The 21014-nt window shown below is 71.3% G+C and carries 26 protein-coding genes; 14 read left to right on the plus strand and 12 right to left on the minus strand.

Annotated elements, in window-relative coordinates:
• Positions 1-7: 7 nt before the first annotated feature.
• Positions 8-421 carry a VOC family protein gene (locus tag QF037_RS35990; RefSeq protein WP_307032503.1) on the minus strand — a complete coding sequence of 138 codons (414 nt, stop codon included), beginning with the start codon at positions 419-421 and terminating at the stop codon, positions 8-10.
• A gap of 106 nt (positions 422-527) precedes the next feature.
• Positions 528-1100, minus strand: a complete 573-nt coding sequence (locus tag QF037_RS35995; protein WP_307032505.1) for a neutral zinc metallopeptidase — start codon at positions 1098-1100, stop codon at positions 528-530.
• A gap of 186 nt (positions 1101-1286) precedes the next feature.
• Here QF037_RS35995 and QF037_RS36000 point away from each other — a divergent pair, with 186 nt between their 5' ends.
• The 3 genes from QF037_RS36000 to QF037_RS36010 all read left to right on the plus strand — a co-directional run bounded on the left by QF037_RS36000 (position 1287) and on the right by QF037_RS36010 (position 4367).
• On the plus strand, positions 1287-2885 hold the full coding sequence (locus tag QF037_RS36000; RefSeq protein ID WP_307032507.1) for an ABC-F family ATP-binding cassette domain-containing protein: 1599 nt from the start codon (positions 1287-1289) through the stop codon (positions 2883-2885).
• A gap of 336 nt (positions 2886-3221) precedes the next feature.
• The gene (locus tag QF037_RS36005) at positions 3222-3443 is read left to right on the plus strand and encodes a helix-turn-helix domain-containing protein (RefSeq protein WP_004002281.1); all 222 of its coding nucleotides are present in this window, start codon (positions 3222-3224) and stop codon (positions 3441-3443) included.
• Positions 3444-3572: 129 nt separating this feature from the next.
• The gene (locus QF037_RS36010; RefSeq protein ID WP_307032509.1) at positions 3573-4367 is read left to right on the plus strand and encodes an enoyl-CoA hydratase/isomerase family protein; all 795 of its coding nucleotides are present in this window, start codon (positions 3573-3575) and stop codon (positions 4365-4367) included.
• A gap of 4 nt (positions 4368-4371) precedes the next feature.
• Here the strand turns inward: QF037_RS36010 and QF037_RS36015 are convergent, their stop codons facing one another.
• Positions 4372-5070 (minus strand): nucleopolyhedrovirus P10 family protein, encoded by a 699-nt coding sequence (locus QF037_RS36015; RefSeq protein WP_307032512.1) that lies wholly within the window; start codon positions 5068-5070, stop codon positions 4372-4374.
• An 85-nt stretch (positions 5071-5155) separates the two neighbouring features.
• On the opposite strand from QF037_RS36015, the gene QF037_RS36020 reads away from it, so the two are divergent.
• The 5 genes from QF037_RS36020 to amaP are packed head-to-tail and all read left to right on the plus strand — an operon-like array spanning position 5156 to position 7499.
• Positions 5156-5620, plus strand: a complete 465-nt coding sequence (locus tag QF037_RS36020) for an Asp23/Gls24 family envelope stress response protein (protein ID WP_046257708.1) — start codon at positions 5156-5158, stop codon at positions 5618-5620.
• Between the two features lie 28 nt (positions 5621-5648).
• Positions 5649-5840: a hypothetical protein gene (locus QF037_RS36025; RefSeq protein WP_046257709.1), complete on the plus strand. Its 192-nt coding sequence runs from the start codon at positions 5649-5651 to the stop codon at positions 5838-5840.
• Positions 5837-6256: a hypothetical protein gene (locus tag QF037_RS36030; protein WP_373463857.1), complete on the plus strand. Its 420-nt coding sequence runs from the start codon at positions 5837-5839 to the stop codon at positions 6254-6256. Before QF037_RS36025 ends, QF037_RS36030 begins: the two co-directional genes overlap by 4 nt.
• Positions 6253-6915: a DUF6286 domain-containing protein gene (locus tag QF037_RS36035; protein ID WP_307032516.1), complete on the plus strand. Its 663-nt coding sequence runs from the start codon at positions 6253-6255 to the stop codon at positions 6913-6915. The genes QF037_RS36030 and QF037_RS36035 overlap by 4 nt, the downstream gene beginning before the upstream one ends.
• Before the next feature lie 5 nt (positions 6916-6920).
• A complete protein-coding gene (gene amaP / locus QF037_RS36040; RefSeq protein ID WP_307032518.1) occupies positions 6921-7499 on the plus strand; it encodes an alkaline shock response membrane anchor protein AmaP in 579 nt (192 codons plus the stop codon).
• A gap of 3 nt (positions 7500-7502) precedes the next feature.
• On the opposite strand, the gene QF037_RS36045 is transcribed toward amaP, so the two are convergent.
• The 5 genes from QF037_RS36045 to QF037_RS36065 are packed head-to-tail and all read right to left on the minus strand — an operon-like array spanning position 7503 to position 12453.
• Positions 7503-8258: an SDR family oxidoreductase gene (locus QF037_RS36045; protein WP_307032520.1), complete on the minus strand. Its 756-nt coding sequence runs from the start codon at positions 8256-8258 to the stop codon at positions 7503-7505.
• Between the two features lie 5 nt (positions 8259-8263).
• Complete coding sequence (locus tag QF037_RS36050; protein ID WP_307032522.1) at positions 8264-10048, minus strand: glycoside hydrolase family 15 protein; 1785 nt, start codon at positions 10046-10048, stop codon at positions 8264-8266.
• Between the two features lie 34 nt (positions 10049-10082).
• Positions 10083-10358 carry a hypothetical protein gene (locus QF037_RS36055; RefSeq protein WP_307032524.1) on the minus strand — a complete coding sequence of 92 codons (276 nt, stop codon included), beginning with the start codon at positions 10356-10358 and terminating at the stop codon, positions 10083-10085.
• The gene (locus QF037_RS36060; RefSeq protein WP_307032526.1) at positions 10355-10924 is read right to left on the minus strand and encodes a SigE family RNA polymerase sigma factor; all 570 of its coding nucleotides are present in this window, start codon (positions 10922-10924) and stop codon (positions 10355-10357) included. The genes QF037_RS36055 and QF037_RS36060 overlap by 4 nt, the downstream gene beginning before the upstream one ends.
• Positions 10921-12453 (minus strand): sodium:solute symporter family protein, encoded by a 1533-nt coding sequence (locus QF037_RS36065; RefSeq protein WP_307032528.1) that lies wholly within the window; start codon positions 12451-12453, stop codon positions 10921-10923. The genes QF037_RS36060 and QF037_RS36065 overlap by 4 nt, the downstream gene beginning before the upstream one ends.
• Before the next feature lie 179 nt (positions 12454-12632).
• Here QF037_RS36065 and QF037_RS36070 point away from each other — a divergent pair, with 179 nt between their 5' ends.
• The 4 genes from QF037_RS36070 (at position 12633) to QF037_RS36085 (ending at position 16244) form a co-directional block, all read left to right on the plus strand.
• Positions 12633-12848: a DUF3311 domain-containing protein gene (locus QF037_RS36070; RefSeq protein ID WP_266829048.1), complete on the plus strand. Its 216-nt coding sequence runs from the start codon at positions 12633-12635 to the stop codon at positions 12846-12848.
• Positions 12849-12894: 46 nt separating this feature from the next.
• The gene (locus QF037_RS36075) at positions 12895-15048 is read left to right on the plus strand and encodes a carbon starvation CstA family protein (RefSeq protein ID WP_307032530.1); all 2154 of its coding nucleotides are present in this window, start codon (positions 12895-12897) and stop codon (positions 15046-15048) included.
• Positions 15045-15233: a YbdD/YjiX family protein gene (locus tag QF037_RS36080; RefSeq protein ID WP_307032532.1), complete on the plus strand. Its 189-nt coding sequence runs from the start codon at positions 15045-15047 to the stop codon at positions 15231-15233. The genes QF037_RS36075 and QF037_RS36080 overlap by 4 nt, the downstream gene beginning before the upstream one ends.
• 72 nt (positions 15234-15305) lie before the next feature.
• Positions 15306-16244 (plus strand): hypothetical protein, encoded by a 939-nt coding sequence (locus QF037_RS36085; RefSeq protein ID WP_307032535.1) that lies wholly within the window; start codon positions 15306-15308, stop codon positions 16242-16244.
• Between the two features lie 35 nt (positions 16245-16279).
• Here the strand turns inward: QF037_RS36085 and QF037_RS36090 are convergent, their stop codons facing one another.
• The 4 genes from QF037_RS36090 to QF037_RS36105 form a co-directional block, all read right to left on the minus strand.
• Positions 16280-17071 carry an SURF1 family cytochrome oxidase biogenesis protein gene (locus QF037_RS36090; RefSeq protein WP_307032537.1) on the minus strand — a complete coding sequence of 264 codons (792 nt, stop codon included), beginning with the start codon at positions 17069-17071 and terminating at the stop codon, positions 16280-16282.
• Positions 17072-17119: 48 nt separating this feature from the next.
• Complete coding sequence (locus QF037_RS36095; RefSeq protein WP_079083468.1) at positions 17120-17353, minus strand: hypothetical protein; 234 nt, start codon at positions 17351-17353, stop codon at positions 17120-17122.
• A 79-nt stretch (positions 17354-17432) separates the two neighbouring features.
• Positions 17433-18419: a DEDDh family exonuclease gene (locus QF037_RS36100; protein ID WP_307032541.1), complete on the minus strand. Its 987-nt coding sequence runs from the start codon at positions 18417-18419 to the stop codon at positions 17433-17435.
• Between the two features lie 199 nt (positions 18420-18618).
• The gene (locus tag QF037_RS36105) at positions 18619-19224 is read right to left on the minus strand and encodes a TetR/AcrR family transcriptional regulator (RefSeq protein WP_307032543.1); all 606 of its coding nucleotides are present in this window, start codon (positions 19222-19224) and stop codon (positions 18619-18621) included.
• Between the two features lie 100 nt (positions 19225-19324).
• Here QF037_RS36105 and QF037_RS36110 point away from each other — a divergent pair, with 100 nt between their 5' ends.
• The gene (locus QF037_RS36110; RefSeq protein WP_307032545.1) at positions 19325-20122 is read left to right on the plus strand and encodes an acetoacetate decarboxylase family protein; all 798 of its coding nucleotides are present in this window, start codon (positions 19325-19327) and stop codon (positions 20120-20122) included.
• On the plus strand, positions 20122-21006 hold the full coding sequence (locus QF037_RS36115; protein ID WP_307032547.1) for an SDR family NAD(P)-dependent oxidoreductase: 885 nt from the start codon (positions 20122-20124) through the stop codon (positions 21004-21006). The genes QF037_RS36110 and QF037_RS36115 overlap by 1 nt, the downstream gene beginning before the upstream one ends.
• The last annotated feature ends 8 nt before the right edge of the window (positions 21007-21014 follow it).

Genomic DNA, 21014 nt, shown 5'->3' on the forward strand with positions numbered 1-21014 from the left:
CAGCGGGTCAGGCCGTGATCTCGGGGGCGTACGTCCCGAAGCTCCACACGTTGCCCTCGAGGTCCCGGGCCATGTAGTCGCGCGATCCGTAGTCCTGGTCGGTCGGGGGCATCAGGATCTCCGCGCCCTGCTCCACCGCACGTCGGTGGTGTGCGTCGACGTCGTCCACGACGACGTACACCCCGGTGGTGCCGGCGTCCTTCATGGCGATGTCGAACTTGCTGCCGGTGCCCTTCGAGCCGAGCATGATCACGCCGTTGCCCTGCGCCAGCTCGGCGTGCGCCACCTTGCCGTCCTCGCCCTCGAAGACCGCCAGCTCGGAGAAGCCGAAAGCCTCCGTGAGCTGTCTGACCGCGGCCTTGGCGTCCGCGTACAACAGCGTCGGACAGATGCTGGGCCGCCCACCGCTCGTGCCTGCCATGCGGATCACTCCCTTGTGATCAAATGCCGCGAATCCGAACCTGCCACCAGTCTCGCAGCGACCACTGACAACGCGGTCCGACCAGCCGGAACACCGCCAGGACAGCTCAGCGGAAGGTATTGCACCGGGCCATGTCGCCGGTCTCGAACCCCTGGTGGAACCACTGCTGCCGCTGCGCCGCCGACCCGTGCGTCCACGACTCCGGCGTCACCCGCCCCTGGAACCGCTCCTGGATCCGGTCGTCCCCCACGGCCGCCGCCGCGTCCAGACCGTCGGCGATGTCCGCCTCGGTGAGGCTGGTGATCAGCGGCCGCCCGGTCGACTCGTCGGTGGGGGAGCGGGTGTACGTCCCGCTGCGCCGCTGGAACTCCTGGTCCCAGTAGTCCTGGACGCTGTTGACCACGGCCACCATGCGGCAGTCGTGCCTGGTGTTGGCATCCTGGCCGGTGCGGCAGGACTGAGGGACCTGGGCGAGGCCGGAAGCCGTGGCGACGGGGCGGTCGCCTCCTTCGTCGCTGAGTCCGAGCCGGTCGGGACCGACTCCGAAGAACAGCCCCAGCAGCAGCGCGATCAGTCCGGCGATGCCGCCGCCCACGGTCGCCCTGCCCCCGGGGATGCGGCTGCCGCGCACGTCCTGGACCTCGGAGGTGTCCAGCGGGGCGTCGTCGTCGAACTGCATGCGGCACGGCCGCGGGCGCTCACCCGAACGGGGGACACCGCACCGTGTGCCATCGAACACCCGAACTCAGAAAAAGTGGTTGCACGGCCCCGTTAGACTTGGCCCATGGCCATTCTCCTCGCGCATTAGACGGCGGGAACGTCCTCAGCCGCCCAACCGCCAAACAACCTGCCCTGGAGTCTGTCCGTGATCTCCGCCTCCGGTATCGAGCTGCGCGCCGGCGCCCGAGTACTCATCGAGTCCGCCACCTTCCGTGTCGCCAAGGGCGACCGCATCGGTCTGGTCGGCCGCAACGGCGCGGGGAAGACCACCCTCACCAAGTGCCTCGCCGGCGAGGGCCAGCCGGCCGGCGGCACCATCACCCGCTCCGGCGAGGTCGGTTACCTCCCGCAGGACCCCCGCACCGGCGACCTCGACGTCCTCGCCCGCGACCGGATCCTCTCCGCGCGCGGTCTCGACGTACTGATCCGCAAGATGCGCGACAACGAGCAGCGGATCGCCAACGGCTCCGGCGCCACCCGTGAGAAGGCCCTGCGGCAGTACGAGCGCCAGGAGACCGAGTTCCTCACCAAGGGCGGGTACTCCGCCGAGGCCGAGGCCGCCACCATCGCCGCCGCGCTGAACCTGCCCGACCGGGTGCTCGGCCAGCCGCTGCACACGCTCTCCGGCGGTCAGCGCCGCCGTATCGAGCTGGCGCGGATCCTGTTCTCGGACGCGGACACCCTGCTCCTCGACGAGCCCACCAACCACCTCGACGCCGACTCGATCGTCTGGCTGCGTGACTACCTCAAGACCTACCGCGGCGGCTTCATCGTGATCTCCCACGACGTCGACCTGGTCGAGACGGTCGTCAACAAGGTCTTCTACCTGGACGCCAACCGCGCCCAGATCGACGTCTACAACATGGGCTGGAAGCTCTACCAGCAGCAGCGCGAGGCGGACGAGAAGCGTCGCAAGCGCGAGCGGCAGAACGCCGAGAAGAAGGCCGCCGCACTGCACTCCCAGGCCGACAAGATGCGCGCCAAGGCCACCAAGACGGTCGCCGCGCAGAACATGGCCAAGCGTGCCGACCGGCTGCTCGCCGGGCTCGACGCGGTGCGGGTCTCCGACAAGGTCGCCAAGCTCCGCTTCCCCGACCCCGCGCCCTGCGGCAAGACACCGCTGACGGCCGAGGGACTGTCGAAGTCCTACGGCTCACTCGAGATCTTCACCGATGTCGACCTGGCCATCGACAAGGGCTCCAGGGTCGTCATCCTCGGGCTCAACGGCGCCGGAAAGACGACCCTGCTCCGGCTCCTCGCCGGTGCCGAGCAGCCGGACACCGGCGCGGTCGTCCCCGGCCACGGGCTCAAGATCGGCTACTACGCCCAGGAGCACGAGACCCTCGACCCGGAGCGCTCGGTCCTGGAGAACATGCGCTCCTCGGCCCCCGACCTGGACCTGGTCGAGGTCCGCAAGGTGCTGGGCTCCTTCCTGTTCTCCGGCGACGACGTGGACAAGCCCGCCGGGGTCCTCTCCGGCGGTGAGAAGACCCGTCTGGCCCTCGCCACCCTGGTCGTCTCCTCGGCGAACGTGCTGCTTCTGGACGAGCCCACCAACAACCTCGACCCGGCCAGCCGCGAGGAGATCCTCGGCGCGCTGCGCACCTACAAGGGCGCTGTCGTCCTGGTCACCCACGACGAGGGCGCCGTCGAGGCGCTCCAGCCGGAGCGGATCATTCTGCTGCCGGACGGGGTCGAGGATCTGTGGGGTTCCGACTACGCGGACCTTGTCGCCCTCGCTTGATCGAACTCGTTGATCAACTAGGTATGGATCATTCGGCCTACCGGTGATCCATCATCTGTGTGAGATCTCCTCGTACCGAGGTGTGTCCTACATCCAATTCGCGGCCGAGCCCTTTATCGACAAGGGCTCGGCCGTGCCGCGTCTCTGACCAGGCACTTCACAAAAGAACTCGTTCGGCGGTACGAACGGTTCGCTGCGGAATCACAGATTCCGTATGTGGGGATGCGCTCCTGTCGTCACAACCTTGTCTTACGGACCTTGCCGAATGGGTGGCCAGGAAGCCCCGGAGGGGTGATCATGAGGGGACCAGAGCGCACTTCCCATGAGGAGGCACGGGTGGCCGAGACTCTGAAGAAGGGCAGCCGGGTAACCGGCGCCGCGCGCGACAAGCTCGCGGCAGACCTGAAGAAGAAGTACGACTCCGGTGCGAGCATCCGAGCGCTGGCCGAAGAAACCGGCCGCTCGTATGGCTTCGTCCACCGGATGCTCAGCGAGTCGGGCGTCACGCTCCGTGGGCGTGGCGGCGCGACCCGAGGCAAGAAGGCCGCGTCGTCCTGATTCCGGGCGGCCCCTCGGCTTTCGATGGTGGCCACCCGGTCGGTCTTTCGATCGTCCGGGTGGTTACTGTGCAGTCACTTAGCCGTGCCATGTGGCACGGAGGATGACCGCACTCATCGGAGGCGCCCCATGGGCCAGGAACTCGTTCCCCTGCTCGACAAGGACGGCGTACGGCTCACCGTCGACAACGCGCTCGCCACGGTGACGCTGACCAACCCCGCCAAGCGCAACGCGCAGAGCCCCGCTCTGTGGCGCACGCTCGCCGAGGCCGGTCGGCTCGTGCCCGGCTCCGTCCGTGTCGTCGTGCTGCGTGGAGAGGGCAAGTCCTTCTCCGCGGGGCTCGACCGGCAGATGTTCACGCCGGAGGGGATCGAGGGCGAGCCGTCGTTCATCGACCTCGCCCGCAGTGGTGACGCCGAACTCGACGCTGCCATCGCGGAGTTCCAGGAGGGCTTCACCTGGTGGCGGCGTAGTGACGTCGTGTCCATCGCCGCCGTCCAGGGGCATGCCATCGGGGCGGGCTTCCAGCTCGCGCTCGCCTGCGACTTTCGCGTCGTCGCCGACGACGTGCAGTTCGCCATGCGCGAGACCAGCCTGGGCCTGGTCCCGGACCTCACGGGCACGCATCCGCTCGTCTCGCTGGTCGGCTACGCCCGGGCGCTGGAGATCTGCGCCACCGGGCGCTTCGTGCTGGCCGAGGAAGCGGTGAACACCGGCCTCGCCAACATCGCCGTACCGATCGACCAGCTCGACGGCGCGGTCCATGACCTGGCCGCGGCACTTCTGGCCGCCCCCAGGGACTCCGTCATCGAGACGAAGGCCCTGCTGCGCGGTGCGCAGGACCGCACCTACGACGAGCAGCGCGCAGCCGAGCGCGCCGCTCAGACGCGCCGTCTGCGGGACCTGGCCGGCGTGGGCGAGTGAGCCCTCACCCGACGGCGGTGACCAGCACCGCCACCGTCGGGTGACCGGGGAGCGCCTTCCCCACTTCTCGGCGGACCGCCCGGGCGACATCCACCGCCCGGTGCTCCGCGTCCACCGCCACCTCCACCCGGACGTGCGGCCGCGGCAGGGCCGTCCCGCCCTGCCGCTCCTCGATGTGCACCGCACGGCCCAGCGCGGCGGTCAGCCCGGTGACACCGGGCACCGACAGCGCCGCGGCGGCCACGGGATCGCCGGCCGGCTCGGCCGACGGCGGTTCCGGCCGCCGTACGGGACCGGCTGCCGGTTCCTCGTCCAGCAGGGACGTCACCCGCAGATCGACCTCGGTCACCGTCAGCCCCAGCCGCTCCGTCGCCGCCGTCGCCAGGGCGGTGCGCAGGAGGGCCGCCGTGGTCGGCAGCGGCTCGTCCGCCGTCGCCGCGAACTCCGCCGTCACCCGCAGCGGGCCCGGCGGCAGCGCACTGGGCGGAGGCGGTACGACGGGGTCGTGCACGTCCTCCGGGTCGGCGAGGGAGATCCGCGCCCGGTCCAGCCGTACGCCGCGCACCTCCCGTACCGCACGCCGCAGCACCGCCTCGGCCGCCTCCTCCGCGATCCACGCGCCCTCGTGCGCGCCGCCCAGCGGCAGCAGCCTGCCGAGCCCCAGCTGATGCCGCACTGTCTGCGCCCACCGGTCCGCCGTCATACCCCCAGCCTGCCGCATCACGGGCGCGCGACGGCGCAACCCCGCTTACGGTGGTCGAAGGAGACGATCGAAGGGATGTACCGCGATGACTGACATGACGCAGACTCCCGAGGTGGAGACCGGCGTGCAGCCGCGCAAGCCCACCAAGCGCGGTGGCGGGGATCCGGCGACGCGCGGGCGCACGACCATCGCCGACGGGGTCGTGGAGAAGATCGCCGGACTGGCCGCCCGGGACGTGGTCGGCGTGCACGCGATGGGCAGCGGGCTGAGCCGTACCTTCGGGGCCGTGCGGGACCGGGTGCCGGGCGGGGCGAAGTCCGTGACCCGGGGCGTGAAGGTCGAGGTCGGCGAGGTGCAGACCGCGCTCGACCTCGAGATCGTCGTCGACTACGGCGTGTCGATCAACGAGGTGGCCCACGCCGTACGGGAGAACGTGATCGCGGCGGTGGAGCGGATGACCGGCCTCGAGGTCGTCGAGGTCAACATCGCGGTGAGCGATGTGAAGCTGCCGGAGGAAGAGGACGAAGAGCCGGAGTCCCGGCTCCAGTGAGTCCGCCGAGAGCTGAGGGGAGCGCAGGATGAGCATGGCCGTGGTCGGCATGATCGCCGGCATGGCGCTGGGCTTCGCCGGGTACTTCGGCGGGTTCGGTGCCTTCCTCCTGGTGGCGGCGCTGGGCGCCATCGGTTTCGTCGTCGGGCGGTTTCTGGAGGGCGACCTGGAGCTCGGTGACTTCTTCCGTACCCGTGACAGCCGCCGTGACCGGCGGTGACCTTGGTGACCACCGGCTCCGGTGAGCTCCGCAGACCGCTGTCCGTCGTCCCGCCCGGCGAGCGCGGTGCGACCCGGATCGCCGACCGGGTCGTGGCGAAGATCGCCTCCCAGGCGGCGGGCGAGGCGGTCGGCGACCTCCCCGAGGGGGCCGCACGCCCGCACGCCACCGTGGTCGTCCTCCCCCACTCTCGGCTTCGCTCGAGCGGGGGGACCCCCATCGAGACCGCCCGCGTGCGTGTCCACCTCGACCTCGGCTACCCCGGTGACATCGGGGCCCGCTGCGCGCGGGTGCGTCGTCATGTGGGGGAGCGGGTAGTCGCGTTGGTGGGAATGGAGGTGTCGGAGGTCGTCGTCCATGTGGAACGACTGCACCTGACCCCGGCGCACGGTCCGGCACAGGGGAGGACGCGATGAGCGAGCCCCAGGGCTCACAGGGCACGGAAGGCACCACACAACGACTGCCGGTACTGGAGAAGGCGGCCGACACCGACGTCGGGGAGTACGAACCCCCACCCGTACCGGAGGGTGCGGCGGAGGGCCGTTTCTGGTCGGCACGGCGCGTCCCCGCGGCCATCGTGGCGCTGCTGCTCGTGGTGATCGCCGGATTCTTCCTCTACGACATCACAGCGGTCCGCGCCGAGCAGCCCGCCATGCGCTGGCGCCGAGAGCTGGCCGCGCAACTCGCCGAACGCCCCCTCGACGACATCTGGGTCCTCGTCGGCGCCGGCATCGCCGCGGCCCTCGGCGTCTGGCTGATCGTCCTCGCCGCCACCCCCGGTCTGCGCGGCGTCCTGCCGATGCGGCGCACCGGGACCGACGTACGCGCCGGACTCCACCGCGAGGCCGCCGCCCTGGTCCTGCGCGACCGGGCCGTGGAGGTCGCCGGCGTCCAGTCGGTACGCGTACGTCTGACCCGCACCAAGGCCGACGTCGGCGCGGTCGCGCACTTCCGTGAACTGGACGACGTACGCGCCGACCTGGACGCCACGCTGGCCGAGGCGATCAGCGGGCTCGGTCTGGCCAGGCCGCCCGCGCTGTCGGTGCAGGTACGGCGGCCGGGGAAGAAGGGGTGAGTCCGATGCTGCGGATCGTCAACCGTGTCGTGCTCGGTGTGGCCGGACTCGTCCTGCTGGTGGCCGGCGGTGCGGTGCTGGCCGTGGGCCTGGGACTGAACCCGCCGTCCTGGTGGATCCACGACGGCCCGCACGACGTACTGCTCGACGACGCCGACCGCACCCGCTGGGAGCACCACGGCTGGTGGTGGCCGACCGTCCTCGCCGTACTGGCCGTCCTCGTCCTGCTCGCCCTGTGGTGGCTGACCGCGAACCTGCGCCGGCACCGGCTGACCGAGGTCCTGGTGGACACCGGCGACGGCGAGGGCGCGCTGTTGCGGGGCCGGGCCCTGGAAGGCGTACTGGCCGACGACGCGACCGAGCTGGAGGGCGTGTCCCACGCCCACGTCCGGCTGACCGGCAGGCGCAACGCCCCGGAGACCCGCGTACGGCTCCTGCTGGAACCGCACGTGGACCCCGGGACGGCGCTGAGCCACCTGACGACGCAGGCGCTGACGCACGCGCGGAACTCGGCAGGGCTGGCGTCACTGCCGGCGGAAGTCCGCATGAAAGCGGTCAAGCACCGTGCGGAAAGGGTCAGTTGACGTCTAGAACCCGTGCCGCATCCCACCGTCGACAGGCACCATGATCCCGGTCAGGTAGGAGGCGGCCGGCGACAGCAGGAACGCCGCCGTCCGACCGAACTCCTCCGGCGTCCCGTACCGCCGCAACGGAATCCTCGACTCGTTGGCCGCACGCGTGGCCTCCGGGTCCGCGGACAACCCGTCCAGCTCGCGCACACGGTCCGTGTCGATACGGGACGGCAGCAGCCCCACGACCCGGATCCCGCGCGGCCCCAACTCGTCCGCGAGGGACTTCGCGAACCCGGCGAGCCCCGGCCGCAGCCCGTTCGAGATGGTCAGCCCCGGAATCGGCTCGTGCACCGAGCCCGACAGCACGAAGCCGATGACGCCGCCCGCCTCCAGCTCGGCCGCCGCCGCACGGGCGAGCCGCACCGCGCCGAGGAACACCGACTCGAAGGCCGCGGCCCACTGCTCGTCCGTGTTGTCCGCGAGGAAGCCGGGCGCCGGACCGCCGACGCTGATGAGGATGCCGTCGAAGCCGCCGAAGCTCTCCCGCGCGGCCGCGATCAGCCGTGCTGGCGCCTCCGGATCGGCGTTGTCGACGGCCACCCCGACCGCGCCGGGTCCCAGCTCGGCGGCCGCGTCGGCGGCCCGCTTCTCGTCGCGCCCGGTGAGAACGACCTTCGCCCCGTCGGCGACCAGCTCACGCGCGGACGCGTTGCCGAGGCCACGCGTGGCCCCGGTGACGACGTACACGCGGTCCTTCAGTCCAAGATCCATGGCTCCTATCCTGCCTCCTCGCCCCCGAACAGGGCGAGGGCGGTGTTCACCAGACCGATGTGGCTGAACGCCTGCGGGAAGTTGCCGAGCTGCACGCCGGCCACCGGGTCGTACTCCTCGGCCAGCAGCCCCACGTCGTTGGTCAGCGCCAGCAGCCGTTCGAAGAGGTCCCGTGCCTCCTTCGTGCGGCCCGTCATGTGGAGCGCGTCGGCGAGCCAGAACGAACACGCCAGGAACGCGCCCTCGCCGCCCGGCAGCCCGTCCACGGGCGTCCCCTCGACGCTGTAACGCCGTACGAAACCGCCGTGGTTCAGCTCCGCGCGGATCGCGTCGACGGTGCCGACGACCCGGGGGTCGTCGGGCGGCAGGAAGCCGACGCGCGGGATCAGCAGCAGGGACGCGTCGAGCTCGCGCGAGCCGTAGTACTGGGTGAACGTGTTCCGCTCGGCGTCGTAGCCCTTCTCGCACACCTCGCCGTGCACCTCGTCGCGCAGCGCGCGCCAGGCGTCCACGTCGCCGCTCAGCTTCGGGTAGGCCTCCAGGGCGCGCACCGCGCGGTCGGCGGCGACCCACACCATGACCTTCGAGTGGACGAAGTCGCGGCGGCCGCCGCGCACCTCCCACAGCCCCTCGTCCGGCTGGCGCCAGGAGGACCGGAGGAAGTTCAGCAGGACGCTCTGCAGGGACCACATGTGCGGTTTGGCGGGCAGGCCCGCCCGACGGGCCAGCGACAGCGAGTCCATGACCTCGCCGTAGACGTCCAGTTGGAGCTGTTTCACGGCCTCGTTGCCGATCCGGACGGGCTTGGAGCCGGCGAAACCGGACAGCCAGGGCAGCTCGTACTCGGGCAGCCGCCGCTCGCCCGCGAGGCCGTACATGATCTGGAGGTCCGCGGGGTCGCCGGCGACCGCGCGCAGCAGCCAGTCCCGCCAGGCCTCGGCCTCCTCCAGGTAGCCGCACGACGCCAGGGCGCTCAGGGCGAGCGTGGAGTCGCGCAGCCAGCAGTAGCGGTAGTCCCAGTTGCGTACCCCGCCCAGTTCCTCGGGCAGTGAGGTGGTGGCCGCGGCCACGATGCCGCCGGTCGGCCGGTAGGTGAGCGCCTTCAGGGTGATCAGGGAACGGACCACGGCGTCCCGGTGCGGACCGTCGTAGCGGCAGCACGCCGCCCAGGCCTGCCAGTCGGCGACGCTGGACTCCAGCGCCTCGTACGGGTCGACCAGCGCGGGGCGCGGCTCGTGCGAGGGGTGCCAGGTGAGCACGAACGCGACCTTCTCGCCCTCCTCGACGGTGAACTCGGAGTACGTTCCGAAGTGCTCGCCCCAGGTGCGGACCGGGGGCTCGCTGCGCAGCCACGTCGAGTCGGGCCCCGCCACGGCCACCCGGTGTCCGTCGGACCTGCGCACCCACGGCACGACCGAGCCGTAGTCGAAGCGCAGCCTGAGAGTGCTGCGCACGGTGACCCGGCCGCTGAGACCTTCCACGATGCGTACGAGGTCGGGAGCTTGGTGGCGTTGCGGCATCAGGTCGGTGACGCGTATCGCCCCCTCGTCCGTCTCCCATTCGGTGTCGAGGACGAGGGTGCCGGGGCGGTAGGCGCGGCGGGTGCACTCTCCGTCGGCGCCCTTGGGTGCGATGCGCCAATGGCCGTTCTCCTCGTCGCCGAGCAGTCTGGCGAAGCAGGCGGCGGAGTCGAAGCGTGGCAGGCACAGCCAGTCGACGCTGCCGTCCTTGCCGACCAGGGCCGCTGTCTGTTCATCGCCGATCAGGGCGTAATCCTCGATACGGGGCACGGGAGTGCGGGTTCCCGGTGAACCCCGGCGACAATCAGGGGGAGGGCCGGGGGAGTGACACCTGTGCGTTGGAGAAGATGACCCCCGGATCCGTGGGCGCCTGGTTCAGCACCCAGAGACCGATCAGCGTCGCCAGCGCGAAGACGACCGCGATGAGTACGGCCAGGACGAGCCGGCGGCGGCGTTCGCGGCGCAGCCACTCGCCGCGTGCCGTGCGATAGGCGTCGGGGGCCGCGTGCACACCGCCCGCCAACGCGGCCAGCGCCTCCTGGAGTTCCCGCTCGGTGCGGTCCGGAGTCGTGTCCTTCATCGCCGGGCCTCCATCGCCTGGGTCAGGGCGGCGAGGCCGCGTGCCGTGTGCGTCTTGACGGAGCCGCAGGAGATCCCCATCGCGGAGGCGATCTCGCTCTCCTTCAGACCGAGCCAGTGTCGCAGCACCAGCGCCTCCCGCTGCCGGGGCGGCAGTTGCTGGAGGGCGTCGATGAGGACGCGCTGGTCGTCGTGGAGGAGCGCGGTGCTCTCGGCGGAGGCGACGAGTTCGTCCAGTGGGGCAGGGGGATTCTCCACATGTCTGCGGGCGACCTGGAGGTGCCGTATCCGCATGCGGGTCAGATTGCAGACGGTGGAGCGCAGATAGGCCTCCGCCGCCTCGGTGTCCCGGAGCCGCCGCCACTTGCGGTAGATCTGGTAGTAGGCCTCGGCGACCACGTTCTCCGGGTCGTCGGCGCCGAGCAGCACGGCGAGCCGCAGCATCGAGGCGTAGTGCTGCTCGAAGAGCCGGGCCACGCCGGCCTCGCGTTCCAGCTCGGCCGGATCGGTTGCCGCGGGGGTGAGCGGTACCGGTACGGAGGTGGTGTGTCTCAGGTGCTGTCTCACGGGTTGTTCGCTCCCGTCTCCGGGCGCCGGCCGAGGCTCAGACGCGACGGCAGATCGGTCAGGTCGGCGCCGCGCGGGACGCCGAGTCGTTCGAGGACCGCGGTGCCGATCACGGCGACGGTCAGGTTCAGCAGGAGGGCGGTGAGGCCGGCGTAGATCTGGAAGGGGCCGGTGCCGACCGACGAGAACCCCTCGCGGACGACCAGGTAGGTGCCGGACAGCATCCCCGCGCCCCAACCGGCGAGCAGCGCCCGTGGATGCAGCCGGCCGGTGAACAGGCCCACGGCGACGGCCGGGAAGATCTGCAGGATCCAGACCCCGCCGAGGAGTTGGAGATTGACGGCGTCCTGGTCGCGCAGCCCGAACACGAACGCGACCGCGCCGACCTTCGCCGTCAGCGACACCGCCTTGGCGATGCGCACCTGGCGCTTGGGCGTGGCCGTCGGGTGCACGTACTCGACGTAGACGTTGCGCACGAAGCTGGTGGCCGCCGCGATCGACATCACCGCGGCCGGGACGAGCGCCCCCACGGTGATCGCCCCGAACACCAGTCCGGCGAGCGGTCCCGGCATCAGCCGGTCGACCAGCATCGGTACGGCGGTCTCGGCGCCGCCCTCCGGTGCCCGCACGCCCGCCGCGAGCGCCGCGATGCCGAGGAACCCGAAGAGGGCGAGCAGTCCGGTCCAGGCGGGCAGGGCCACGGCGACCTTGCGCAGGGTGCGCGGGCTGTCGGCGGCGAAGGCGGCGGTCAGGACGTGCGGGTACATCAGCAGGGCGAGGGCGGAGCCGAGGGCGAGGGTGGCGTAGGAGGGCTGCTGCTCGGGGGAGAGGAGCAGCGCCGGTCCGCCGAGGCGTTCGGCGGCTCCGTCGAAGACGGCGCCCGGTCCGCCGAGCCGTTCCAGGACCAGCCAGGTGACGGCGGTGAGCGAGACGAAGACGGCGACCGCCTTGAGCGCGGAGATGACGGTGGGCGCCCGCAGTCCGTGCCGGTAGGTGGCCACCGCGAGGCCCGCGAACAGCGCCACCATCACCAGATCACCGGCCGCGCCCCGCGGATAGACGCCGCCCGCGGTCAGCACCGCCCGTATCCCGAGCAGTTGGAGCGCCAGATACGGCATGGTCGCGAGGATCCCGGTCAGCGCGACCACCAGGGCCAGCGGCGCCGAACCGTAGCGGCCGCGCACGAAGTCGGCGGCGGTGATGTAGCCGTGCCGCCGGGCCACCTCCCCGAGGCGGCTGAGCAGCACGAAGGCGATCGGGCAGACGATCACCGTGTACGGCACCGCGAAGAAGGCGGCCGCGCCGTTGCCGTACGCCAGTCCCGGTACGGCCGTGAAGGTGTACGCGGTGAAGATCGTGCCGCCCAGCAGCAGCCAGGTCCACACCGGGCCGAGGCCGCGGTCGGCGAGCGCCCAGCCCTCCAGGGACGGCAGCCGGTCGCTGGGGTGCAGCCGGCGCGCGGTCACGGCGAGCAGCGACGCTCCGCCGATCACGGCGAGGAACGTCGCGGTCATGGCGCTGTCGGCCATGGTCACCGTCCTTGGTGTGCCCGCAGGTGTGGCTTGACCCTCGCGCAAGAGTTGCGCGGGCGGCCGGTTCGGATGACAGGGAACCGGCGGAAAATCTTCTGGACATTCGCTGTCAACCGTCTGCGACGGGTGGGCAACTCTTGCACAGACCCACAGCGAAGGGGAGAGGAGCGCAGGTCATGGCACGGACCGGTCATCACCGGCTACGGCGCGTCGCGATCGCCGTACTGCTTCTCGCACCCGCCGCGGGACTGCTGTGGGTTCCGCTGTACGCCGGTGCCGAGCCGCGGCTCGCGGGGACGCCGTTCTTCTACTGGTACCAGCTCGCCTGGGTGCCGGGGTGCGGTCTCTGTCTGCTCGCGGCGTACGCGCTGACGGACCGACATCGCCGCTGAGTCTCTTACGCCTTTCCCGTTCCACCGTTTCCGGTGAGGAGCCGCCATGCCCGAAACCATCCTTCAGCCTGCCCTCGAGGCGCCTGAAAAGTCACGTATGTCACCTCGGTCGATCCTCGTGTGGACCGTCGTCGCGCTGCTCGGCGCGGTCGCCTGGGGCGTCCTCGCGCTGGCCCGCGGGGAGAAGATCTCCGCGGTCTGGCTGGTCGTCGCCGCGCTCGGCTCCTACGCGATCGCCTACCGCTTCTACTCCCGCTTCATCGTGCGGCGCGTCCTGAAACCGGACGACCGCCGGGCCACCCCGGCCGAGCGCCTGGAGGACGGCGTCGACTTCCACCCCACCGACCGCCGGGTGCTCCTCGGCCACCACTTCGCGGCGATCGCCGGTGCCGGACCGCTCGTGGGCCCGGTCCTCGCGGCCCAGATGGGCTATCTGCCCGGCACGCTGTGGATCGTCGCCGGAGTGATCTTCGCGGGCGCGGTGCAGGACATGGTCGTGCTGTTCCTGTCCATGCGCCGGGACGGCAAGTCGCTCGGGCAGATGGCCCGTGACGAGATCGGCCGGGCGGGCGGCACGGCGGCGCTGATCGCGGTCTTCGCCATCATGATCATCCTGCTGGGTGTGCTCGCCCTGGTCGTGGTCAACGCCCTCGCCCACTCCCCGTGGGGCACCTTCTCCGTCGCGATGACCATCCCGATCGCCCTGTTCATGGGCTTCTGGCTGCACCGCATCCGCCCGGGCCGGGTCGTCGAGACCAGCCTCATCGGTGTCGTCCTGCTGCTGCTCGCGATCGTCGGCGGCAGCTGGGTCCAGGAGTCCTCGCTGGCCTCGGCCTTCACCCTGAGCCCGACGACCCTCGTCTTCTGCCTCATCGGCTACGGCTTCGTCGCCTCCGTCCTCCCGGTCTGGATGCTGCTGGCCCCCCGCGACTACCTCTCCACCTTCATGAAGATCGGCACGATCGCGCTGCTCGCGGTGGGGGTCGTGGTGGCCGCCCCGGTGCTGCGCGCGGACGCGGTGACCGACTTCGCCTCCTCCGGCGCGGGCCCGGTCTTCGCCGGTTCGCTGTTCCCCTTCCTCTTCATCACCATCGCCTGCGGCGCCCTGTCCGGCTTCCACGCCCTGGTCTCCTCCGGGACGACCCCGAAGCTGATCCAGAAGGAGTCGCAGATCCGGATGATCGGCTACGGCGCCATGCTGATGGAGTCGTTCGTCGCGATCATGGCGCTGATCGCCGCGGCGACCCTGGAGCCGGGGCTGTACTACGCGATGAACGCTCCGGCGGGACTGCTCGGCACGACGGCCGAGTCGGCGTCCCACGCGGTCGCGGGCCTGGGCTTCACCATCACGCCCGACCAGCTCACGCAGGCCGCCAAGGCGGTGGAGGAGCAGACACTGATCGCCCGCTCCGGCGGCGCCCCGACCCTCGCGGTCGGCATGTCCGAGATCTTCTCCGGGGTCTTCGGCGGTACGGCCATGAAGGCCTTCTGGTACCACTTCGCGATCATGTTCGAGGCGCTGTTCATCCTCACGACCGTCGACGCGGGCACCCGGGTCGGGCGCTTCATGCTCCAGGACATGCTCGGCAACGTCTGGAAGCCGGTCGGCCGGGTCAACTGGAAGCCGGGCATCTGGCTGTGCAGCGGACTCGTCGTGGCGGCCTGGGGTTACTTCCTCCACAGCGGCGCCACCGACCCGCTCGGCGGGATCAACCAGCTCTTCCCGCTCTTCGGCATCGCGAACCAGTTGCTGGCGGCCGTGGCCCTGACGGTGTGCACCACGGTCCTGGTGAAGTCCGGGCGGCTGCGCTGGGCCTGGGTCACCGGCGTCCCGCTGGCCTGGGTGGTCGCGATCACCTTCACCGCCGGCTGGCAGAAGATCTTCTCCGACGACCCGCGCGTCGGCTTCTTCGCCCAGCGCGCCAAGTACGCCGACGGCATCGACGCCGGCCAGGTGCTGCCGCCCGCCAAGTCCCTCGACGACATGCGGACCGTGGTCACCAACTCCACCGTCGACGGCGTACTGATCGCCGTGTTCCTGCTGCTCGTCGCGGTCGTGATCGTCAACGCGGCGGTGGTGTGCGTCCGGGCCGTCCGCACCCCGGGCACCCTGCCGACGACCGAGGCGCCGTACGTCGAGTCCCGCATCGAGATGCCCGAGCAGGCCGGTGAGGCGCCGCTGGCCGGGGCGCGGTCATGAGCGTCCGGCGCTGGGCGCGGGCCGTCCGCTGGTACCTGGGGGAGCTCACCGGGGAGACGGAGTACGACCGGTACTGCGAACGCCACCTCCGCCACCACCCGCTCGCCCCCGTACCGACCCGGCGCGACTACCAGGTGCTGCGCACGCGGCACCAGGAGGCCCACCCGCAGGGCCGCTGCTGCTGACCTCCACCGCCGGGGGACCGCGGGGCGCGCACACCGCCCCGCGGTCCCCGACGACTCACCTCCGGGACCGAGATGTTCAGACGCCGCTCCGCCCTGCTGGTCCGTCCCGCCCTCGACGACGACGCGCTGCACACGACCCTGACGGAGCTGCGCCCCACCCCTCAACTGCACGGCCTGGGCGCAGGCCGCACCCGCCCCCTGTGGCAGCCGGTCGCCGACCTGCTGCGCGACACGGGCCGCGACTGGGACCGCCGGTGGCACCGGATGTCCGTACTGGCGGGGGAGCTGCCGCCCGCGGTCTGCGAGCGCTGGACCGCCGAGCGGCCCGGGGATGGGGACGCCCTGGTGCTGCGGGCCTGCGTACGGTCCGCGCGGGCCGCTTCCGAGGGGTGGGCCGCCGTCCGGGAGGCCGAACGGGCGTGCCTGCGTGCCGCCGACGCCTGCCCCGAGGACCCGACCCCGTGGCTGGCCCTGCTGGACGTGATGTACGCGCTCGCCGCCCCGGTCCGGGACGCCGTGCCGGTGTGGACCGAGGCCGTCAACCGCGCGCCCTGGCACCGGGGCGCCTACCACCGGCTGCTGCGCCATCTGTCCCCGCGCGGACCCGGCACGGTCACCGCCATGACGGACTTCGCCAGCCACGCGGCCGCCCGCGCACCGCACGGATCACCTCTGGCCCTGCTTCCCGTGGCGGCCCGCGTCGAACTGGTCGCGCACCGGAACCTGCGGGGGCGGACGGGGCTCGGGGCCGACGCCCACTGGAACGAGTCCCGGGCCGGCGAGGAGACCGAGGCGGCTCTGGCCGGCTGGTTCCGCACCGCCGCCACGCCGCATGCCGAGGCCGTCGTCGACCTCAACCTCCTGGCCTTCGCCCTGGTCCGCACCCACCGCCCGAACGAGGCCGCACCCGTCTTCCGGCGTATCGGCCGCCATATGACGACGCATCCGTGGGAGCTGCTGCCGGCGCCGGAGCGCACGTTTCTCTACTGGCGCGACCGGCAGGAGGTGTGAGGAGGAGAGACGGGCAGGGACGGGCGTCGCCCGTCTCAGACCGCCGCCGGCTCCGCCTGCGCCGCCGTTTCCTTCTCTGCCGCCTCCCGGCGGTCCCGCAGCTCGCGCCGGACCAGGACGATCCAGCCGATCGGGACGCCCGCGGCGAACAGCCACCACTGGAAGGCGTAGGCGTAGTTCAGCGGGGCGTTCTCCTTGCCCGGCCTGCCGAGCAGTTCCGGGGTGTCGCCCTTGGGCTCGGGCGTGGTCAGGGCGATGTAGCCGCCGAGGACCTGCTTGCCGAGGCGCCGGGCCTCCTGCTCGCTGTTGATCAGCATGATCTGGCGGTCCGGCAGACCCTTGAGGTTCTTGATGCCGCTCGCCGCGGTCGTCTCGTCGGGCATCAGCCGCCCGGTGACGGTGACCTCGCCCGCGGGGGGCACCGGGACCTTCGGGAACGCGGTCTGGGTGGCACCGGTGGGGACCCAGCCGCGGTTGACCAGCAGCACCTTGCCGTCCTTCAGGACGAACGGGGTCAGGACGTGGTAGCCGACCTCGTCGTCGGAGTTGGTACGGCGGCGGACGACGAGCTCGTCATCGGTGTCGAAGCGACCCGTCGCGGTCACCGACCGGTACCGCTCCTTGCTGGTGACCGTGTGCCCGGCGGCCGTCATCCGCTCCACCGGCACCGGGTCGGCGGACAGCGCGTCGGAGACCAGCTGGTTGCGGGCGCTGCGCTCGTCGTAGCGATGCATCTGCCAGATGCCCAGCCGGATCATCGTGGGGATGAGGACGAGGGCGACCAGCGTGAGGATCACCCACTGCCGGGACAACAGGAAGCGGTACACCCCATGACCGTACAACTCGGGCCATGGGGTGTTCGCACAGGGGTGTGGTCAGACGCGGTCGACGATGCCCACCTTTCCCTCCGCGCGGGCGCAGTGGGCGCCGCAGAACCAGTGGCCCTCGACCTCGACGCCCTGGCCGATGATCTGCACCCGGCAGTGCTCGCAGATCGGGGCCATGCGGTGGATCGCACAGGAGAAGCAGTCGAACACGTGCACCGCTCCCTGTGCGTGCACCTCGAAGGTCATGCCGTAGTTGTTTCCGCATACTTCGCAAGTCGCCATGGGCCACAGGGTGAGCCGTCGGTCCGGCGCAGGCGAGGCGGCGGCGGGCGAGTCGCGGTGCAATCACCCGTCCGTACGGTCATCCCCGCGACGCCGGTGCCACATTGCCGAGGAGTTGCCCGAAGGCCGCCTCGTCGACGACCGGCGTGCCGAACTGCCGGGCCTTGACCACCTTGGACGTGCCCGAGTCCGGGTCGTTGGTGACGAGCAGGCTGGTCAGCCGGGAGATGCTGGTGGCGACGTGCAGCCCGGCCTCGATCGCGCGGTCCTCCAGCAGGTCCCGCTCGGTGGAGGTGTCGCCGGAGAAGGCGATCCGCATGCCCTGCTTGAGCGGTTTGCCCTCTTCGTAACGGCCCGGGTTGGGATAGGGGCATGCGGGCCTTTTGCGGGCGGGGCGCCAACTGGTCGGCCGGTAGCTGCCGTAGCTCGACTGCTGCTGCCGGGGCACGGCCCGGTCCGTCCACTCGGTCAGCGGCCGGCACTCGTGCAGCGGCAGCCGTACGCCGCCCTCGGCCGCGGCCCTGAGGCTCGGCCGGAACGCCTCCGCGAGCACGCGCGCGTCGTCGAGCGCGTGGTGCGCGCGCTGCTGTACGACGCCGAAGTGGGCGGCCAGCGACTCCAGCTTGTGGTTGGGCAGCGGCAGGGCGAGCTCCTTGGACAGCGCGATGGTGCACAGCCGCTGGCGCACCGGCGCCTCGCGCTCCGCGCGCGCGTACTCCCGCGCGATCATCTGCCAGTCGAAGACCGCGTTGTGCGCGACGAGCACCCGGCCGTCCAGCCGGGTCGAGAACTCCTCGACGATGTCCTGGAAGAGGGGCGCGCCCTCGAGTACATCGCTCGTCAGACCGTGGATCCACACCGGGCCGGGGTCGCGCTCCGGGTTGACCAGCGTGTACCAGTGGTCCTCGACCTCGCCGCGGGCGTCCAGCCGGTAGACGGCCGCGGAGATTATCCGGTCGTCCCGGGCGAGGCCGGTGGTCTCCACGTCGACGACCGCGTACCCCTGCGGATACGCGGCCGGCCACGTTGTGGGGGAGGACGCTGCGGTCGACTGGTCTTCGAGCATGGTCCCTGAGGATACGGGCCCTCACTGACAGCGCCGCGCGCACCCGGCCGAGAGGGGCCGGTGTGCGGCGGCGGGCGGTGCCGTGAGTTCGTACACAGGCGTGAGGAACCGTACGCACGCGCGCGTAGCGCGACCAATCTCGTACTGAAGCCGGGCAGTTGTTCGCCGGGCCAGGCACGCGCGCGTGCCGCGGTGCCGTCTAGTCGTTCTCGAGCAGCGATCGCGTCAACGCCCGCACGGACGTGACGAACAGCCGCTCCTCGTTCACCGGCCGCGCGAAGGCGCGGGCGAGCGCCGGGTCGTCGTAGGCGGTCGTCTCCTGCGCGGGCTGCTGCACGGGCGCGCGCTCCCGGTTGCGTTCGACGAGGACGAAGCCCACGACCTGGAACTGCACCGCCCGCACCGCCTCCGCCGCCCGGGCACCGCGCAGCCCGGCCGCGTGCACCTCGCGCACCAGCGCCTCCCGCGCGGGCAGGAACATCCGCTCGGTCAGGCCGCGTTCGTGCGCCATCGCGATCAGATGCGGATGGGCGCGCAGCCGCCGGCGCAGGATGCGGGCCAGCGAGACGACCCGCTCGGCCGGGGTGCGCCCGACCGGCCGGAACTCGCCCAGGTCGGCCACGGTCCGCTGCACGAGCGCGTCCAGCAAGGACTCCCGGTTGCCGACATGCCAGTAGATCGAGGTCACGGCGGTGCCCAGCTCGGCGGCGAGCTTGCGCATCGTCAGCGCCTCGGGGCCGTGCTGCCGCACCAGGTTCGCGGCGGTGTCCAGGACCTCGTCCCGGGTGAGCGACGGTCTCGCCATGCTGCCCCCAAGTCCGGCTCGTGCATGCCTATTTACCCTGCGGGACGAGTGCTGTAACTGTGTTACAGGTGACGGCCCATCAGAAGAAGGGCGGTACGACATGGCACGCGTACGGTACGGCGCACGGACCGAGGCGGAGATCGCCGCCGCGCGCACGGCGAGCTCCAGGCTCCCCGACATCTGGTCCACCGGTGTGGTGGCGATCTGGGAGACCGACCCGGACGCGCTCGCGGCGGTCCTGCCACCACCTCTGAAACCCACGGACCGGCCGCTGGCCCGGGTCAACATCAGCAAGGTCGACCTGCCCGGATATCCGCTCGGCGCGGGATCGTTCGCGGTCGCCGCGGCCCATGACGGCGTCGAGGGCTGGTATCCCCTCGTCATGCCGATGACCCACGAACGGGCCCTTGTCGGCGGCCGCGAGGTCTTCGGGGAACCCAAGAAGCTCGGTGAGGTGGTCGTCGAGCGCGACGGCCTGACCGTCCGCGCGTTCCTCGCCCGCCACGGCATCGCCTTCGTCGAGGTGCGCGGCGCGGTCGCCGGCGAACTGCCGCTGCCGGAGCCGGTCCAGAAGACCGACTTCTACTTCAAGTTCCTGCCCGCCGTGGACGGCTCGGGCTTCGACTCCGACCCGGTGCTCGTGCGCTGTGTGCGCAATGAGAAGGTCCGCAAGCTGGAGCGGATCACCGGCGACGTCGTCCTGCGCGAATCGATGTACGACCCGGTCGCCGACCTCCCGGTGTGCCGCCTCGTCGAGATCACCATCGGCGAGAAGACCAGCGACCAGCGGGGCAAGGTGGTCGAGCGGGTCGACGCGCGGGCGTTGCTGCCGTACATCCATCAGCGCTACGACGATCCGGCGCAGGTCCTCGACGCGCCTCCCGAGGGGAGTGCGTGATGGACCTCGCGGAAGGACAGGTCGCCGTGGTCACCGGCGCGGCGAGCGGCATCGGCCTCGCGATGGTCCGGCGGTTCGCCGCCGAAGGGCTCAAGGTCGTTCTCGCGGACGTCGAGGAGGGCGCCCTGGAGAAGGCCGTGGCGGGACTTCGCGCGGACGGTGCGGACGTGCACGCGCGCGTGGTGGACGTGGGTGAGCGTGAACAGGTCCTGGAGCTGGCGGACTTCGCCTATGAGACGTACGGGGCCGTCCATGTGCTGTGCAACAACGCCGGGGTCGGCTCGGGCGCCGAGGGCCGGATGTGGGAGCACGAGCCGAACGACTGGAAGTGGGCGTTCGCCGTCAACGTGTGGGGTGTCTTCCACGGCATCCAGGCGTTCGTGCCCCGCATGATCACGTCGGGTCGACCCGGTCATGTGGTCAATACGTCCTCCGGCGACGGCGGTATCGCCCCGCTGCCCACCGCCTCCGTGTACGCCGTCACCAAGGCGGCCGTCGTGACGATGACCGAGTCCCTGTACGCCCATTTGAATGCGGAGCACGCACGCGTGGGCGCCTCCGTCCTCTTCCCCGGCCCGCACATGCTCCGCACGGGCCTGTGGGAGTCGCACCGCAACCGGCCCGACCGGTACGCCAAGGAACGGCCGCGCCGGACGCCGTACCGCAGCCTCGACCAATGGGAGGCCGCGATGAAGGAGGCGGGCCGGGAGGTGCAGTTCACGCCGGTGGAGGAGGTGGCCGAGGCCGTCGTCGACGGCATCCGCGCGGACCGCTTCTGGATGCTGCCGCCGAGCGAGCACAGTGACGCCCAGATCAGGGCGCGGGCGCAGTCGATGCTCGACCGCGCCAACCCGTCGTACCTAGAGAGCTTCATCCTGGACTGAGGGGCTGC

It is taken from the genome of Streptomyces canus, assembly GCF_030815415.1.
Classification (GTDB): domain Bacteria; phylum Actinomycetota; class Actinomycetes; order Streptomycetales; family Streptomycetaceae; genus Streptomyces; species Streptomyces canus_F.

Bases quoted from the DNA above. Each gene is read 5' to 3' on its own strand.
- QF037_RS35990 (WP_307032503.1), bottom strand. From the start codon at position 421: ATGGCAGGCACGAGCGGTGGGCGGCCCAGCATCTGTCCGACGCTGTTG.
- QF037_RS35995 (WP_307032505.1), bottom strand. From the start codon at position 1,100: ATGCAGTTCGACGACGACGCCCCGCTGGACACCTCCGAGGTCCAGGAC.
- QF037_RS36010 (WP_307032509.1), top strand. From the start codon at position 3,573: ATGGGCCAGGAACTCGTTCCCCTGCTCGACAAGGACGGCGTACGGCTC.
- QF037_RS36015 (WP_307032512.1), bottom strand. From the start codon at position 5,070: ATGACGGCGGACCGGTGGGCGCAGACAGTGCGGCATCAGCTGGGGCTC.
- QF037_RS36020 (WP_046257708.1), top strand. From the start codon at position 5,156: ATGACTGACATGACGCAGACTCCCGAGGTGGAGACCGGCGTGCAGCCG.
- QF037_RS36025 (WP_046257709.1), top strand. From the start codon at position 5,649: ATGAGCATGGCCGTGGTCGGCATGATCGCCGGCATGGCGCTGGGCTTC.
- QF037_RS36035 (WP_307032516.1), top strand. From the start codon at position 6,253: ATGAGCGAGCCCCAGGGCTCACAGGGCACGGAAGGCACCACACAACGA.
- amaP (WP_307032518.1), top strand. From the start codon at position 6,921: ATGCTGCGGATCGTCAACCGTGTCGTGCTCGGTGTGGCCGGACTCGTC.
- QF037_RS36045 (WP_307032520.1), bottom strand. From the start codon at position 8,258: ATGGATCTTGGACTGAAGGACCGCGTGTACGTCGTCACCGGGGCCACG.
- QF037_RS36055 (WP_307032524.1), bottom strand. From the start codon at position 10,358: ATGAAGGACACGACTCCGGACCGCACCGAGCGGGAACTCCAGGAGGCG.
- QF037_RS36065 (WP_307032528.1), bottom strand. From the start codon at position 12,453: ATGGCCGACAGCGCCATGACCGCGACGTTCCTCGCCGTGATCGGCGGA.
- QF037_RS36070 (WP_266829048.1), top strand. From the start codon at position 12,633: ATGGCACGGACCGGTCATCACCGGCTACGGCGCGTCGCGATCGCCGTA.
- QF037_RS36075 (WP_307032530.1), top strand. From the start codon at position 12,895: ATGCCCGAAACCATCCTTCAGCCTGCCCTCGAGGCGCCTGAAAAGTCA.
- QF037_RS36080 (WP_307032532.1), top strand. From the start codon at position 15,045: ATGAGCGTCCGGCGCTGGGCGCGGGCCGTCCGCTGGTACCTGGGGGAG.
- QF037_RS36085 (WP_307032535.1), top strand. From the start codon at position 15,306: ATGTTCAGACGCCGCTCCGCCCTGCTGGTCCGTCCCGCCCTCGACGAC.
- QF037_RS36095 (WP_079083468.1), bottom strand. From the start codon at position 17,353: ATGGCGACTTGCGAAGTATGCGGAAACAACTACGGCATGACCTTCGAG.
- QF037_RS36100 (WP_307032541.1), bottom strand. From the start codon at position 18,419: ATGCTCGAAGACCAGTCGACCGCAGCGTCCTCCCCCACAACGTGGCCG.
- QF037_RS36105 (WP_307032543.1), bottom strand. From the start codon at position 19,224: ATGGCGAGACCGTCGCTCACCCGGGACGAGGTCCTGGACACCGCCGCG.
- QF037_RS36110 (WP_307032545.1), top strand. From the start codon at position 19,325: ATGGCACGCGTACGGTACGGCGCACGGACCGAGGCGGAGATCGCCGCC.
- QF037_RS36115 (WP_307032547.1), top strand. From the start codon at position 20,122: ATGGACCTCGCGGAAGGACAGGTCGCCGTGGTCACCGGCGCGGCGAGC.